Origin of the sequence: Rhizobium sp. CSW-27, assembly GCF_018760785.1 — a bacterium.
In the GTDB taxonomy this organism is placed as follows: domain Bacteria; phylum Pseudomonadota; class Alphaproteobacteria; order Rhizobiales; family Rhizobiaceae; genus Neorhizobium.
On sequence record NZ_JAHHZO010000001.1, the window covers coordinates 572,121 to 587,199 of the forward strand.

The 15,079-nt window shown below is 65.8% G+C and carries 11 protein-coding genes; 5 read left to right on the plus strand and 6 right to left on the minus strand.

The genetic code is table 11. The features are described 5' to 3' along the window. Nucleotides 1-43: 43 nt before the first annotated feature. The gene (gene dxs, locus KLP42_RS02935) at nt 44-1,960 is read left to right on the plus strand and encodes a 1-deoxy-D-xylulose-5-phosphate synthase (RefSeq protein ID WP_215564632.1); all 1,917 of its coding nucleotides are present in this window, start codon (nt 44-46) and stop codon (nt 1,958-1,960) included. A gap of 258 nt (nt 1,961-2,218) precedes the next feature. On the opposite strand, the gene KLP42_RS02940 is transcribed toward dxs, so the two are convergent. Next, nucleotides 2,219-3,349, minus strand: a complete 1,131-nt coding sequence (locus KLP42_RS02940; protein WP_215564634.1) for an esterase-like activity of phytase family protein — start codon at nt 3,347-3,349, stop codon at nt 2,219-2,221. Nucleotides 3,350-3,559: 210 nt separating this feature from the next. After that, complete coding sequence (locus KLP42_RS02945) at nt 3,560-5,611, minus strand: methyl-accepting chemotaxis protein (protein ID WP_215564636.1); 2,052 nt, start codon at nt 5,609-5,611, stop codon at nt 3,560-3,562. Between the two features lie 197 nt (nt 5,612-5,808). Here KLP42_RS02945 and KLP42_RS02950 point away from each other — a divergent pair, with 197 nt between their 5' ends. Both KLP42_RS02950 and KLP42_RS02955 read left to right on the plus strand, forming a co-directional pair. Beyond that, nucleotides 5,809-6,558, plus strand: coding sequence for a TlyA family RNA methyltransferase (locus KLP42_RS02950; protein ID WP_215564638.1), 750 nt, complete (start codon nt 5,809-5,811; stop codon nt 6,556-6,558). Further along, on the plus strand, nt 6,555-7,799 hold the full coding sequence (locus tag KLP42_RS02955) for a class I SAM-dependent RNA methyltransferase (RefSeq protein WP_215564641.1): 1,245 nt from the start codon (nt 6,555-6,557) through the stop codon (nt 7,797-7,799). The genes KLP42_RS02950 and KLP42_RS02955 overlap by 4 nt, the downstream gene beginning before the upstream one ends. Nucleotides 7,800-7,892: 93 nt before the next feature. Here KLP42_RS02955 and KLP42_RS02960 read toward each other — a convergent pair whose 3' ends face one another. From KLP42_RS02960 to KLP42_RS02970, 3 genes are all read right to left on the minus strand, one after another. Further along, the gene (locus KLP42_RS02960) at nt 7,893-8,150 is read right to left on the minus strand and encodes a hypothetical protein (RefSeq protein WP_215564642.1); all 258 of its coding nucleotides are present in this window, start codon (nt 8,148-8,150) and stop codon (nt 7,893-7,895) included. 71 nt (nt 8,151-8,221) lie between these two features. Continuing rightward, a complete protein-coding gene (locus KLP42_RS02965; RefSeq protein WP_215564644.1) occupies nt 8,222-8,977 on the minus strand; it encodes a crotonase/enoyl-CoA hydratase family protein in 756 nt (251 codons plus the stop codon). Nucleotides 8,978-9,181: 204 nt separating this feature from the next. Beyond that, nucleotides 9,182-10,984 (minus strand): acyl-CoA dehydrogenase family protein, encoded by a 1,803-nt coding sequence (locus KLP42_RS02970; protein WP_215564646.1) that lies wholly within the window; start codon nt 10,982-10,984, stop codon nt 9,182-9,184. A 281-nt stretch (nt 10,985-11,265) separates the two neighbouring features. Here KLP42_RS02970 and KLP42_RS02975 point away from each other — a divergent pair, with 281 nt between their 5' ends. Then, on the plus strand, nt 11,266-13,176 hold the full coding sequence (locus KLP42_RS02975) for a PhoX family protein (protein WP_215564648.1): 1,911 nt from the start codon (nt 11,266-11,268) through the stop codon (nt 13,174-13,176). 211 nt (nt 13,177-13,387) lie between these two features. Next, on the plus strand, nt 13,388-14,386 hold the full coding sequence (locus KLP42_RS02980) for a transporter (protein WP_215564650.1): 999 nt from the start codon (nt 13,388-13,390) through the stop codon (nt 14,384-14,386). Between the two features lie 61 nt (nt 14,387-14,447). Here KLP42_RS02980 and KLP42_RS02985 read toward each other — a convergent pair whose 3' ends face one another. Next, nucleotides 14,448-14,927: a BA14K family protein gene (locus KLP42_RS02985; protein WP_215564652.1), complete on the minus strand. Its 480-nt coding sequence runs from the start codon at nt 14,925-14,927 to the stop codon at nt 14,448-14,450. Between the last annotated feature and the right edge of the window lie 152 nt (nt 14,928-15,079).

Here is a 15,079-nt window from a genome sequence, read left to right on the forward strand (position 1 = left end):
GGGAGACAAAGGCTCCGACGAGAGCAGAAAAGGCATCAAACTCGTGACCTCCATGCCCCAGACGCCGCTCTTGGACCAGGTAAGCTGGCCCGCCGACCTGCGCAACCTCGAAGACCGCGACCTGCCGCAGCTGGCGCGCGAACTGCGCGACGAGATGATCGACGCGGTTTCGAAAACGGGCGGCCATCTGGGCGCGGGTCTTGGCGTGGTGGAACTGACGATCGCCATCCACAAGGTATTCAACACGCCGGACGACCGGCTGATCTTCGATGTCGGCCACCAGTGCTATCCGCACAAGATCCTGACCGGCCGGCGCGAACGCATCCGCACGCTGCGCCAGGAAGGCGGGCTTTCCGGCTTCACCAAGCGGGCCGAAAGCGAATATGACCCCTTCGGCGCCGCCCACTCCTCCACCTCGATTTCCGCCGGGCTCGGCATGGCCGTTGCCGCCGAGCTTTCCAAGACGCCGCGCAACGTGATTGCCGTGATCGGCGATGGCGCGATGTCGGCCGGCATGGCCTATGAGGCGCTCAACAATGCCGGCGCGCTCGATGCGCGCCTGATCGTCATCCTCAACGACAACGACATGTCAATTGCGCCGCCGACGGGGGCGATGAGCGCCTATCTGGCGCGGCTTGCCTCTGGCCGCAGCTATATGGGCTTTCGCGAGTTCGGCAAGAAGCTGACCGCCTATCTCGGCAAGAACATCGACCGCGCCATTACCCGCGCGGTGGAACATGCGCGCGGCTATGTGACCGGCGGCACCATGTTCGAGGAGATGGGCTTTTACCATATCGGCCCGATCGACGGGCACTCCTTCGAGCATCTGCTGCCGGTGCTGCGCAATGTGCGCGACAATGCGAAAGGCCCGGTGCTGATCCATGTGGTGACGCAGAAGGGCAAGGGCTATGCCCCCGCCGAAGCCGCCGCCGACAAGTATCATGGCGTCAACAAGTTCGACGTCATCACCGGCGCGCAGGCGAAAGCCAAGCCGAATGCGCCGAGCTATACATCCGTGTTTGCCGATGCGCTGGTGCAGGAAGCGGCGCTTGACGAGAAGATCGTCGGCATCACCGCCGCCATGCCCTCCGGCACCGGGCTCGACAAGCTGCAAAACCTCTATCCCGCCCGCACCTTCGATGTGGGCATTGCCGAACAGCATGCGGTAACCTTTGCCGCGGGCCTCGCGTCTGAAGGCTACAAGCCCTTCTGTGCGCTCTATTCCACCTTCCTGCAGCGCGGCTATGACCAGGTGGTGCATGACGTGGCGATCCAGGGCCTGCCCGTCCGCTTCCCCATCGACCGCGCCGGCTTTGTCGGCGCCGACGGGCCGACGCATGCCGGCTCCTTCGACACCGGCTTCCTCGCCTCGCTGCCCGGCTTCGTGGTGATGGCGGCGGCCGACGAGGCGGAGCTGAAGCACATGGTGCGCACCGCCGCAGCCTATGACGGCGGCCCGATCTCCTTCCGCTATCCGCGCGGCGAAGGGGTGGGCGTCGAACTGCCGGAACGCGGCGAAATTCTCGAAATCGGCAAGGGTCGGGTGATGAAGCAGGGCGCCAAGGTGGCGCTTCTCTCCTTCGGCACGCGGCTCGCCGACTGTCTGCTGGCGGCGGAAGATCTGGATGCCGCCGGCCTTTCCACCACGGTGGCCGATGCCCGCTTCGCCAAACCCCTCGACCACGACCTCATCCGCCAGCTCGCCCGCCACCACGAGATCGTGGTGACCGTGGAGGAAGGCGCCGTGGGCGGTTTCGGTTCACAGGTGATGCATTTCCTCGCCAACGAGGGTCTGCTCGACACCGGCCTCAAGATCCGCTCGCTGGTGCTGCCGGATCTCTGGATGGACCAGGCCAAGCCCGAAGTGATGTATGCCAAGGCGGGTCTCGACCGCGCCGGCATCGTGAAGACGGTGTTCAGCGCGCTGGGGCGTGGGGTTCAGGTGGGCGCGGCGGGGTGACCTAAGGGCCGGGGCTGTGACAGGCTGTGGCCGTGTGCGGATGGCATGGATCCTCGGGTCAAGCCCGAGGATGACGGCGGGGTGGGCGTTGCCGGAACAAGGGCACCGACGGCCAGAAGGATAGCGCGGACGCGGTCGATGGGGCGCGTACTCCTCGTGGGCGATGTCCGGCAGGACGGAAGAGGATGCCCCCGCACCGCCCTCTCGTGCCCCCCCAAAAAAGCCGGCGCGGCCCTGCGACCGCGCCGCCTGACGCCCTCAAGGCCGCTTCAGCACCTTGAACGCATAGAACTGCGTCTTCTGCTGGGCCGAAAAATTGTTGTCGGCGACGAAGAGGAGAAGATCGCTGCCATCCGTTCCCTTGGCAAAGGTCATGCCCTCGATATTGTCGGGCTCGAGGCCGAGGGCGCGCATGTCGAGCACCTGGCTCTTGCGCACCGGCACGATGGGCTGGTCTGTCTTCACCAGAGAGGCGATGGCGGAAACGTCGGTCGCGCCTTCGGTGTCGATCATGAACAGCTTGATCGAGGTGCCAAACCCTTCGGCAAAGCCGCGTTCGATGACAAGCAGGCGGTGGTCGTCGAGCGCGAGGATTTCCGGAACGCCGTTGTCGTTCCAGCCCTTCTCCTTCTTCGGCGCCTGGCTGATCGGCTCGACGGGATAGACATACTCGGCCTTCGGCTCACCGCTTGCCGCATCATAGCGGATCATGCGGGCAAGTGCGCCGGTGGTGAGGCTGGAGATCGGGCCGTCCTGGTTGAGGGCGGATTCGGTCTGAACCATCACATCGCCGTTCGGCAGGAAGGCGAGGCCCTCGAAGGCGAGGTTGTTGCGGATGCCGCTTGTATTGTCGGCGGTCGGGGCAAAGCCCTGCGGCAGGGTGAATTCACGCAGGAACGATCCGTCCGGCCGGGCCACGTGCACGAAGGGCGGCAGCAGCTGCTTGGCGTCACCCTCGCTCGTCCAGTAGATCCCGTCCTTGCCAAGACGGATCGCTTCCGGATCGACGGCCTTTGCGGCAAAGGCCTCGCCCTTTTCCGTCTTCAGGGTCACGGTGCGCAGAACCTTCACATCCTTGATGCCGGCGGCGGATGCGTCGATGGAAAGTTCATAGAAGCGGGCCGGCGCCTTTTCCGAGCGGTCGTCGGAGATGGCGATGTAATGGCCGGTCGCGGGGTCGAAATCGATGCCGGAGAGGCCGCCGAGTTCCACGCCGTCCACCTTGGTGCCGGTCGCGATGTCGAACTCGCCCGCATAGGCAAGGCTGATGGCGGCGGCGCAATCGCCAAACGGGCACGGCGTCGAAACCGTGGTGCCGGCTTCGGTGGCAAGCGCGAAACCGGAGGACAGAAGGATGAGGGCAGTACCGGCGAACAATGACTTGATCATGATGTCGCGTCCTTGAAAAAGGCCGTGGAGACGAAAGCGGGCGTCACGGCAAACCGCCTCGCCCCGCTTCCCTAGGCCTTCATCTTTGCAGGCATATAACGCCTAACGCCTTTTGCAGCCGTTGCGGCGGCCAGCGCCCGTCATGCCGAGACGAAAAGGGGCCGGACGAAGCCGGCCCCGATCGGATGCGGGAGGCGAAGCTGCGGGCGGTCAGAACTCTTCCCAGTTGTCGGCCGGGCGAGCTGCCGGGGCGGAACCGGCGAAGGCCTGGGTCAGCTTGTTGCGCAGCGCGCCGGCCGGCGACGGGGCGGGACGGGCAGACGCCGAAGCGGCAACCGGGCCGCGGGCCATGGCCGGGCGCGCTGCGGGTGCCGAAGCCTGGCGTGCGGCCGGCTGCGGCGCCGGGCTGCGGGCCGCGGAAGCCGAGGCTGCCGTCGACGGAGAGAAGACCGGGCGTTCGAGCGGCGCAGCCGCCCCGCTGCCGAGGCGGAACTGGCGCAGCAGCGCATCCAGCTCGCCGGCCTCCTTGGCCAGCGCATGGCTTGCGGCCGTCTGTTCCTCCACCATCGCGGCATTCTGCTGGGTGTTCTGGTCCATGGCGCTGATTGCCGTGTTGATCTCCTGCAGGCCGGTCGACTGTTCGCGCGAGGAAACGACGATCGCCTGGATGTTCTCGTTGATCTCCAGAACCTCGGTCACGATCGCCTGCAGCGCCTCGCCGGTTTCGCCGACCAGCGCTACCCCGGCATCCACCTGCTGGCTGGAATTGGTGATCAGGCTCTTGATTTCCTTGGCGGCATTGGCGGAACGCTGCGCGAGTTCGCGCACCTCCTGCGCAACAACGGCAAAGCCCTTGCCGGCTTCGCCGGCGCGCGCGGCTTCCACGCCGGCATTCAGCGCCAGAAGATTGGTCTGGAAGGCAATGTCATCGATGACGCTGATGATGTTGATGATCTCGTGCGAGGACTTCGAAATGCCTTCCATGGCCGCCACGGCCCGGCGCACCACATCGCCGGAGCGTTCGGCGCTCTGGCGGGCGCGCTCGACCCGCTGGCCGACATCCTCGGCCCGCTTGGCGGAATCGCGCACCGTGGTGGTGACCTCCTCCACCGCCGCCGCCGTCTGCTCGACGGAGGCCGCCTGGCGTTCGGTGCGCTTGGCGAGATCGTCGGTGGCGGCGCGGATTTCGGCCGCGCCGGCATTGATGGCGGAGGCATTGCGGCCGACGCCCTGCATGGCATCCTGCAGCTTCGCCAGTGCCTGGTTGAAATCCACGCGCAGGCGATCAAGATGCGGCGCGAAGGACTTGTCGATACGATAGGCGACATTGCCGTCGGCGAGATTGGAGAGGCCGCTTGCCAGCGCGTTCATGGCAAATTCCACCTCGGCCGCCTCGCGGGCCTTGCGCTCGTCGTTCGACTGGCGCTCCCGGTCGCTGGTCTGGCGGATCTCGTCGGTCTCGCGCGACAGGCGCAGCTTCTCGATGGCCGCATCCTTGAACACGGCAACCGCCTTGGCCATCTGGCCCACTTCGTCGCCGCGATCGAGCGCCGGCACGGTGATGTCATGCTTGCCCGCGGCAAGCTCCGACATGGCCTGCGTCATGCCGACGATCGGGCTGACGATGGCACGCGACAGCAGCAGGATGAGGCCGACGGAGATGACGCCGGCAACCGCGCCGCCGACCAGCAGCGTCAGAAGCAGGCTGGTATGGGCGGCCTCCTGGCGGGCCACCATCTGCTGCGTGAGATCGGAAACCTGCGCCTTGATGCGGGTCGCGGCAGCCTGGAATGCGGCAAGCTGGCTGACGCTGTTGCCGGCAGCGCTGGCAAGCGCGGCAAGATCCTCCGCTCCCTTGCTCTGGCGTGCCTTGATCTGCGGCTCGACCACTTCCTGGTGGAAGGCATCCGAGGCGCGGCGCATCTCGTCCAGCGTCGAAACCAGTGTCGGGAAGGCGGCGGCCTGTTTACGGGCCTCGGTCAGCGCCGCCACCACGCTGTCGCGGGCGACGCGCACATTGCGCAGCATGTCCTCGTTGCCGGACATCAGATAGCTGCGCTGGGAGAGGCTTTCCTCCAGCTGACCTTCGAGCGCCAGACTGACGGCAGCGGCGATCGCCTGCGCCTGCGCCTGATCGCGCGAGGCCTGGCTCGATTTCAGCCCCTGCCAGTAGACCACGGCCGAGGCAAGCAGGCAGACGGACATCAGGGCCAGAAAAGTGCTGATCAGCTTCTTGTTCAGGGAGAGGTTCTTCAAGGACATTGGCTTTCTGCGGCTTCTTCTCTTTCAATGGCGCGAGCGCGCCGATGACATGCGCCAAAGAGAGCGCAATTCGCTTAACATCGGATTGAGAAACTGTGCAGAATGTCGCGCTTTCCTCACATCTCCTTAAGCTTTGGCGGCGCCCTTGCGCCACAAAGCGCTTGCCTTGCGGCCATATCACCGTCATTGGACTGGCCATGACCTCTTCCAACGATTTAAGACTGGACCAGCTTCTCGTGGCCCGCGGCCTGTTTTCCAGCCGCTCGCGCGCCCGTGATGCCATCATCCGCGGCACCGTGCAGGTGAACGGCGAAACCGTGTCGAAGCCCGGCCAAGTGCTGCCGGCCAATGTGCGGCTTTCGATCGAGGATCCGGCCCGCGGCTACGTGTCGCGCGCGGCGCTGAAGCTTGTCGCCGCCCTCGACCATTTCGGCCTCGATCCGGCCGGCCGCCACTGTCTCGATATCGGCGCCTCCACCGGCGGCTTCACCGAAGTGCTGCTTGCACGGGGGGCGGCGCATGTGGTGGCGGTCGATGTGGGCCACGGGCAGATGCATCCGCGCATCGCAGACGATCCGCGCGTCACCAATCTGGAAGGGCTGAACGCCCGCAACCTCACCCGCGAGGATGTGAGCGACCTGCCCTTCTCTCTCGTCGTCTCGGATGTCTCCTTCATTTCGCTGAAGCTCGCGCTGCCGCCGGCGCTGGAGCTTGCCGAACCGCAGGCGCTGTGTGCCCTTCTGGTAAAGCCGCAATTCGAGGCCGGCCGCGAGGCGATCGGCAAGGGCGGCCTGCTGAAGGCGCCGGAAACGGCACCGGATGTGGCCGCCGGGCTGGAGCGCTGGCTGGTAGAGGAGATGGGCTGGACGAGCCTCGGCCTCATCCCCTCGCCCATCGCCGGCGGTGACGGCAATCAGGAATATCTGTTGGCAGGACGCAAACCATGAGCACCGAGACCGTTACCATAAAGCGCCTCGGCGCGCAGGGCCATGGCATCGCCAACGGCACGGACGGGCCGATCTACGTGCCCTTCGCGCTGCCCGGCGAAACGGTGGCGATTGCCCGCAACGGCAATCACGGCACCGTCATGTCGACCGCCACAACCTCGCCCGACCGCGTCGCGCCGCTCTGTCGCCATTTCGGGCCGGACAGCGATGCCTGCGGCGGCTGTTCGCTGCAGCATCTGGCGGATGCGCCCTACCACGCCTTCAAGCGGCAACTGGTGGTGGACGCGCTGAAATCCAAAGGGCTGGAGCCAGAGATCCGCGGTCTCGTGCAGGCCAAACCCCACCAGCGCCGCCGCGTGACCTTTTCCGTGCGCCGCACGGAGAAGGAACTGCTGCTGGGATTCAACCGCGGCGAAAGCCACACCATCATTTCGATTGCCGAATGTCCCATCGCCTCGGATGGCATCGTCAACAGGCTTGCGACGATCCGCCGCCTGGCAGCGGCCCTCAGCGTGACCTCGCTGCCCTGGCGGCTGACGGTGACCGAGACGCTGACGGGTCTCGACCTCGCCGCCGAAGGCCTCAAACCCCTGTCCGACGCCGCACGGCGGGCGGTGGTCGATTGCGTGCTGCAACTAAAGGGCATTGCCCGCGTCTCCATCGAGGGCGACATTCTCGTTGAACCGCAAAAGCCGCTCCTCGATTTCGGCGGCGTGCAGGTGGCGCTGCCACCGGGCGGCTTCACCCAGGCGACACGCGAGGCGGAGGAGACGATGGTCGCGCTGGTTCTTGCGCATCTCGGCAAGGCCAAACGCGTGGCGGACCTGTTTGCCGGCGCCGGCACCTTTGCTCTCAGGATTGCCCGGCAGGCCAAGGTGCATGCGGTGGAAAGCGCGCCGAAGGCAATCGAGGCGCTGGACCAGGCGGCGCGCCGCGCGCAGGGCCTGAAGCCGGTGACGGTGGAGCGGCGCGACCTGTTCCGCCGGCCGCTGACGGCGCAGGAACTGAAGGTCTATGATGCCGTGGTGTTCGATCCGCCGCGCGCCGGGGCCGAGGAGCAGGTCAGGGAACTGGCGCGATCCGGCGTCAGGAAGATTGCCGCCGTCAGCTGCAATCCGCTGACGCTGGCCCGCGACCTCGCCATCCTGACCGCTGCCGGCTACCGGATCTCGATCGTCACGCCCATCGACCAGTTCCTGTGGTCGACGCATGTCGAAGCGGTGGCGCTGCTGGAGAAATAGAGCCTTTCGGGGAAAAATGGAATCCGGCTTCCCTAAAAGACAAACGAAAACAGCGGCTGCCGGCTACAATCCGGGCCAGACAGGCTCGAGGGCTCAACCGCCGAGCCGCAGCGTGCCGCTGCCGGTGACATTGTCGCAGCGGCAGCGCCCGCCGACCCGGCCGGGCTCCGCCCGGCAGACCGAGGGACGCCTCGTGCCGGCGCTCTTCGGCGGATCGATGACGCAGTAATAGCGCTGAGGCGGCTGAAAATCCTTGTCATTGTAGACGCGGCTATTCGGTCCGTCGCCGGCAGCCCAGACGGCCGGTGCCGCCATCAGCAGAAAAAGGGAACCGGCCAGCAGCCTGGTCATGAGGGGCCTCCCCGCAGATTGAAAGGCCGCAAGCTTCCGCTCTTCGCCTTAACGCCGCGTCAACGGGAGGTTCAACGCTTGAGAAAGGCCTCGAAGGCGGCGCGCGCCTCGGCGCTCTTCAGCTGCGCGGCAAAATGTACCATCTCGGCATCGATGCGGGCGAGCACAGCCGCGGGGTTCGGGCGCACCAGATCGCGGGCGATCTTCAGCGCGCCGGCCGGCTTTGCCGCAAGCCTTGCGGCAAGAGCCAGCGTCTCGGCCTCGACCTCCTGCGGGTCCACCACCTTCCAGATCAGGCCGGCCGCGCGTGCCTCCTCGCCCGAAAAGCCCTCGCCGGCCGCCAGAAGCGCAAAGGCGCGCTGCTGACCCATCACGGCGGGCGCCAGCAGGCTGGAGGCCGCTTCCGGCACCAGCGCCAGATCGACGAAGGGCGTGCGGAACAGGCTGCGGGCGGAAGAGACGGTCAGGTCGCAATGCAGGTGCAGCGTGGTGCCGATGCCGATTGCCAGCCCGTCCACCCCGGAGACCAGCGGCTTTCCGAAGGTGGCGAGCGCCTTCAGGAAATCCACCGCCGCCGGCGGTTCGCTGCTGCCGGACATCGCATAGCTCAGGAAATCGGCCATATCGTTGCCGGCGGAAAAGCAGCCTTCGGTGCCGAGAAAGGCGACGGCGCGGATCGCCTCGTCCGCTGCCGCCTGCGTGAGGCCGCCGACCATCTTGCGATACATTGCCGCGGTGATGGCGTTCTTTTTCTCCGGCCGGTTGAGGCGGATCACCATGACGCCGGGATGGGCCTCGGGGCATTCGATCAGGATGTGGTCGGTCACGGCTGGGTCTCCTGGGGCGAACAGTTGGCGCACGCGGTGTTCAAGTCCCAGCATGCGGACGAACGGGAATAATCCCCCTCTGGCCTGCCGGCCGTCTCCGCCACAAGGGGGGAGATCACGAGAGGCGCGGCCTCGCCTGACGACGGAGGTCGGAGCGAGGCAGCAGAAGCCCCTCCCCCTTGTGGGGAGGGGTTGGGGAGGGGCTTAGGCCAGCAACACGCGCGCGGCCGCAAGGCTTGCCGCGCCATGGATGACGCGGTCCTTCAGCGTGGCGGTTTCGACGATCAGGTTTTCCGCGGCAAAGCGGCAGAGGGCGATGCGCTGATCCTGACCATGGGCCGTTTCCGCCAGCGCACCCTTGGCGAGATAGGCGCCGGTGAGCGCAAGGCCGAACAGGCGCAGATAGGGCGTGGCGCCCGAAAGGGCCTCCGCCAGCGCGCCCTCCGCCTGCCGGGTGAGCAGCCAGTCGGTCGCGGCTTCGAGATCGTCAAGGCTTGCGGTGAGACGGGCGGCCGTCTCGCCGAAGCCTTCGCGGTTCGAGGCGGCCACGGCCGCTGCCACCTCCCGCAACTCTGTGATGAAGCCGCGCACCTGCGTGCCCGTCGAGAGGGGCAGCTTGCGCACCACGAGGTCGATCGCCTGGATGCCGTTGGTGCCCTCATAGATCGGGGCGATGCGGGCATCGCGCAGCAGGCGGGCAGCCCCCGTTTCCTCGATGAAGCCCATGCCGCCATGCACCTGGATGCCGAGCGAGGCGACGTCAACGCCGACATCGGTGGCAAAGGCCTTGGCAATCGGGGTCAGAAGGGCCGCGCGCTCCTGGAAGTGGCGCGCCTCATCACCCTCTGCCCTGTGCGAGAGGTCGATCGCATGGGCACAGGCATAGCAGATGGCCCGCACGCCTTGCGTCAGCGCCTTCATCGTCACCAGCATGCGCACGACATCCGGGTGCTTGATGATCGGGCTCATGCCGGAAGCCCCCGGACCGGACGCGGCAGCGCCACCCCAGGCCGGCGCGCGACCCTGCGTGCGCTCGCGGGCATAGGCGATTGCCTTCTGCGTGGCGGCCTCGGCGGTCGCGACCCCCTGCATGCCGACGGCGAGGCGGGCATTGTTCATCATGGTGAACATGCAGGCGAGACCCTTGTTCTCCTCGCCGACCAGCCAGCCGATGGCGCCCGGCTCCTCGCCGAAACGGCCGTCGCCATAGATCATGGTGCAGGTGGGCGAGCCATGGATGCCGAGCTTGTGCTCCAGCGAATGGCAGAAGAGATCGTTGCGGGGGCCGAGCGAACCGTCATCGTTGACGAGGAATTTCGGCACCAGGAACAGCGAGATGCCGCGCGTGCCGGCCGGAGCATCCGGCAGGCGGGCCAGCACCAGGTGAATGATGTTGTCGGCCGCATCGTGATCGCCCCAGGTGATGTAGATCTTCTGGCCGAAGATACGGTAGGTACCGTCCGGCTGGCGTTCGGCGCGCGTCTTCAGCGCGCCGAGATCCGAGCCGGCCTGCGGCTCGGTGAGGTTCATGGTGCCCGTCCATTCGCCGGAGACGAGCTTTTCCACATAGCGTTCCTGCAGGCTGCGGCTGCCATGCGCCATCAGCGCCTCGATGGCGCCGATCGTCAGCGTCGGCCCCAGCGTGAAGCCGACGGAGGCGGAATTCCACATTTCCAGCGTCGCGACATTCAGCATGTGCGGCAGGCCCTGCCCGCCGAAGGCCTCCGGTCCGGTCAGACCGTTCCAGCCGCCGGCGCACCAGGCCTTGTAGAGATCGACCCAGCCATCCGGCGAGATCACCCTGCCCTCGATCAGCCGGGCGCCTTGCGTATCGCCGATGGGGCCGAGCGGCGCCATCTCCTCGCTGGCGAAACGCCCCGCTTCGGACAGGATGGCATCGACGAGATCCTCGCTCAGGTCTCCGAGCCGTCCGGCCGAAAGCGCGGCCGACAGGCCGGCGACATGTCTCAGGGTGAACGCAATCTCCTCGACGGGCGCCTTGTACATCCGATCTCCTCCAAAAGGCCGTGACGGACAGCAACGCCACCTCCTCGCGATGCCGCTTCTGCCCTGATGCTTCCCTTTCGGCTAATTGATTTTTACGTAAACGTCAAACGTTTTGCGCGGATGTGCTTCCGCTGACGGACCGCTGTCCCCCTCGCTCGGCTCAAAACCCGCAATCAAAAGATGTTCAACTTTGCGCCAGCACGCCAGCGTGTCACGAAACTGTATTGGTGACCGGCTATCGCATTAGAACAATTCTAGAGCCAACTTATGGGGAGTTGACCATGGCTGATATCGACACGAGCAAGCTGTCCTGGGACGAGTGGGACGAATTGCAGAATCCGCCGCCGGCCGAAACCGATTTCGACCGCGTGGTCGAGCGGGCCATCTCGCGCCGCGGCTTCCTCGGTGGCGTGCTCGCCTTCGGCTCTGCCGCTGCGGCCATGGGCACGCTCGGCAACCTGATGAGCTCGACCTCGGCTCAGGCCCAGGAAGCCGCATCGCGCTTCCCCTTCAAGCCGGTTCCGATCGCCACCGACAACACGATCCACGTGCCGGAAGGTTATTCGTGGAAGGCGCTTGCCAAGTGGGGTCAGCCGCTGTTTTCCAACGTTCCGGATGTCGATCCGGTCAAGGGCGTCAGCCTGGAGAACTCCGACAAGGTGTTCGGTGAAAACACCGACGGCATGGAACTCTTCGTCGTCGGCGACCACCAGCTGATCGCCGTCAACCACGAATACGTCAACCCGGACATCAACCTGCCGCACCGCGAAAAGGGCATTCCGGCCAATCTCGACGAAGTGCGCATCCTGCAGAACATGCAGGGCGTCACCGTGATGGAAGTGGCCGAAGGTGCAAACGGCTGGGAGATCGTCGTCGACAGCCCGTTCAACCGCCGCATCCACCACAACACGCCGATGAAGATTTCCGGCCCTGCCGCCGGCTCAGACCTGCTGAAGACCGCCGCCGATCCGAACGGCACGGACTGTCTCGGGACCTTCAACAACTGCGGCGCCGGCAAGACGCCGTGGGGCACCTACCTCACCTGCGAGGAAAACTTCAACGGCTACTTCGGCACCACCAATGCCGAGTTCAAGATGCCGGCCGACTACAAGCGTTACGGCATTGCCGCCGAGACGCGCTATGCCTACGAGAAGTTCGACGAGCGCTTCGACGTGGCGAAGAACCCGAACGAACCGCGCCGCGCCGGCTATGTCGTAGAAATCGACCCGTCGAATGCCAAGTCGGTTCCGGTCAAGCGCACCGCACTCGGCCGCATCAAGCACGAAAACGCCGCCGTGGTGGTTGCCCGTGACGGTCGCGTGGTCGTCTACATGGGCGACGACGAGCGCGGCGAGTTCCTCTACAAGTTCGTCTCGAACGGTATCTACGTGCCGGGCGGCGACACATCGAAGCTGCTCGACGAAGGCACGCTCTTCGTTGCCAAGTTCGCCGATGACGGCACCGGTGAGTGGGTTGCCCTGACGCCGGAAACGACCGGCATGAAGATGGACGAGATCTGCGTCTTCACCCGCCAGGCTGCTTCCAAGGTGGGCGCCACCACCATGGACCGTCCGGAATGGGTGGCGATCAACCCGGTTGCCATCGAAGCCTATTGCGCGCTGACCAACAACAGCAACCGTGCCGTCATGAAGGACGGCAAGATGCGCACCAATGCCGGCGGCGATGTCATGGCGATCAACGCCGCCAACCCGCGCGAGAAGAACGAATACGGCCAGATCGTGCGCTGGTATCCGGAAGGCGACGACCACGCCAACGGCAAGTTCAAGTGGGACCTGTTCTGCATGGCCGGCAACCCGGCCGTTCACAAGGACGCCTATGCCGGCTCTTCCAACATCAACGAAGGCAACATGTTCAACTCGCCGGACGGCATGATGTTCGACTCGACCGGCCTGCTCTGGATCCAGACGGACGGCGAAGACACCAACGAAGGCAACTTCGCCGGCCAGGGCAACAACCAGATGCTGGCGGGCGACCCGGCAACCGGTCGCATCGAGCGCTTCCTCACCGCACCGAAGGGCGCGGAAGTCACCGGCCAGACCTGGTCGGCCGACAAGCGCACGCATTTCGTCGGCATTCAGCACCCCGACGCGCCGTTCCCGGATGGCGAAGGCAAGCTGCCGCGTTCGACGGTCATCGCCGTCAAGCGCAACGACAATGCGATGATCGGCTGAGACCGCCCGTCAATCGGCAATGAGGAGAACGCGCCGGGCGATCCGGCGCGTTCTTCGTTTTCGAGCAAGACCTGCGGCCGGCACGACGATCAGGGCCGCCGGATGTGGCGCAAACTCCGCGCGCACCGTCCCACCGGTGTCACACGACCGGATGTATCTTGCCGCGTTCGACATCCCGTGTGTAGATGCTGCAAATGCGAAGGAGCCTGCCATGCTGTCCATCGTCCAGTCCATTCCAGGCCTCGTCTGGGCCTATCAGTTCGACGGTGACAGCCGCTCCTGCCGCCGCCTGCCGCCGGACGCGACGCGCGCCGACCTGGGAGACGAGCAGACGGGCTTCCGCTGGCTGCACCTCAACCTCGCCGACCAGCGTGTCGCCGCCTTCCTCGAGGAGTTCTCGAAGCTGCCCACGCAGGTGGTGACCGCACTGACCACCCATGAGACGCATGCCTCCATCACGCTGGAGGACGGCATGATCTACGGCACGCTGGTCGATTTCCAGCGAGAGTTCGACGAGGAGACGCGCGATATCGGCTGGCTGCATTTTGCGGTCTGCGACAACCTTTTGATCACCACCCGGCTGCAGCCGCTGCGCTCCATCGACCGGGTGCGTGCGGCCGTGGAAAAGAACCCGGCGCGCTATCGCCAGCCCATCGACATCTTCGAGCTGATCGTCGCCGAGTTCCAGCGCACGCTGATTTCGCTCGTCATCGAGCTGACGGAGGAGCTGAACCAGATCGAGGACGTGGTCTATGGGGCAACGACGCGGGACGAGCGCCGGCGTCTGGCGCCCGTGCGCCGCACGGTGGTGCGCCTGCACCGCCATCTGCGCACGGTGCTGACGCTTCTGCGCCGCGCCGCCGCCGCCGACGAGGACGAAATGCCGGAGGGTTTCCACGACGTCTCCGGCCGCCTGACCAGCCGGCTGGAAGCCGTGGACCACGATGTCTATGCCCTGCAGGACCGCGCGCGTCTGCTGCACGAAGAAATCGATTCGAAGCTCTCCTCGGAAACCAACCGCCACCTCTATATCCTGTCGCTGATGACGGCCTTCCTGCTGCCGCCCTCGCTGGTGACCGGCTTCTTCGGCATGAACACCGAGGCGCTTCCCTTCGCCCATGCCGAACACGGCACGCTCTATGCCTTCGGGCTGATGACGCTTTCGGTCGGCGGCGCCTGGTGGCTGCTGCGCCGGGCCGGCATTCTCTGACGCGAAAAGGCCGCCCGGCAAAACCGGACGGCCAATGAAGCGGGATGCTTCCCGGCTACTCTCAGTAATAGGGCGAGTAGCAGGCCTGGCGCGGCCCGGAATAGGGCTGGAAGGTGTTCGAATAGGCGTCATAGGAGCGGTAGCGCGCCGAGCACCATTCGAAATGTCGCGGGTTGACGCCGGACGGAATGCCGGGGGCCGCAGGCGCCACGTGGCGCGGCTGCGAGGTGGCGGCACCGGCAATCAGGGCACCGGCGGCAAAGGCGGCCAGCGGCACCCAGACCTTGCTGCCGGAAGAATGGTGGTGCCGGCGCTCGTAGCGGTCATCGCGACGGTCCCACCGGCGATCCCAGCGACGGTCGTGATGGCGCCAGTAGCGATCATCATCGCGGTACTGCACCTGAACCAACGGGGTGCCGGCGGACTGGGTCGCAGCAACGGGTGCCGGAGCAAACGGCATGGCCTGAGACGGCAGGACGGACACCGCCATCATCGAGGCGGACAGGCCGGCAATGGTCAGCTTTTTCATCAGTGTGTTCATGATCAATCTCCATTCCCTTCCCGACAGGAGCGCTGCCCGGCGGGACCGGAACTGAAACCGGATCGTGCAGGGCAGGCGATGAAGGCAATCTAGGATTTTCCAGCTGAACCGGTCATTAACGGCCCGTTCATCTGCGGATGGCAGGCCGCAGC

Excerpts from the sequence above, each read along its gene's own strand:
- KLP42_RS02985 (WP_215564652.1), bottom strand. The coding sequence starts at position 14,927 with ATGAACACACTGATGAAAAAGCTGACCATTGCCGGCCTGTCCGCCTCG.
- KLP42_RS02940 (WP_215564634.1), bottom strand. The coding sequence starts at position 3,349 with ATGATCAAGTCATTGTTCGCCGGTACTGCCCTCATCCTTCTGTCCTCC.
- KLP42_RS02950 (WP_215564638.1), top strand. The coding sequence starts at position 5,809 with ATGACCTCTTCCAACGATTTAAGACTGGACCAGCTTCTCGTGGCCCGC.
- KLP42_RS02960 (WP_215564642.1), bottom strand. The coding sequence starts at position 8,150 with ATGACCAGGCTGCTGGCCGGTTCCCTTTTTCTGCTGATGGCGGCACCG.
- KLP42_RS02970 (WP_215564646.1), bottom strand. The coding sequence starts at position 10,984 with ATGTACAAGGCGCCCGTCGAGGAGATTGCGTTCACCCTGAGACATGTC.
- KLP42_RS02955 (WP_215564641.1), top strand. The coding sequence starts at position 6,555 with ATGAGCACCGAGACCGTTACCATAAAGCGCCTCGGCGCGCAGGGCCAT.
- KLP42_RS02945 (WP_215564636.1), bottom strand. The coding sequence starts at position 5,611 with ATGTCCTTGAAGAACCTCTCCCTGAACAAGAAGCTGATCAGCACTTTT.
- KLP42_RS02980 (WP_215564650.1), top strand. The coding sequence starts at position 13,388 with ATGCTGTCCATCGTCCAGTCCATTCCAGGCCTCGTCTGGGCCTATCAG.
- KLP42_RS02975 (WP_215564648.1), top strand. The coding sequence starts at position 11,266 with ATGGCTGATATCGACACGAGCAAGCTGTCCTGGGACGAGTGGGACGAA.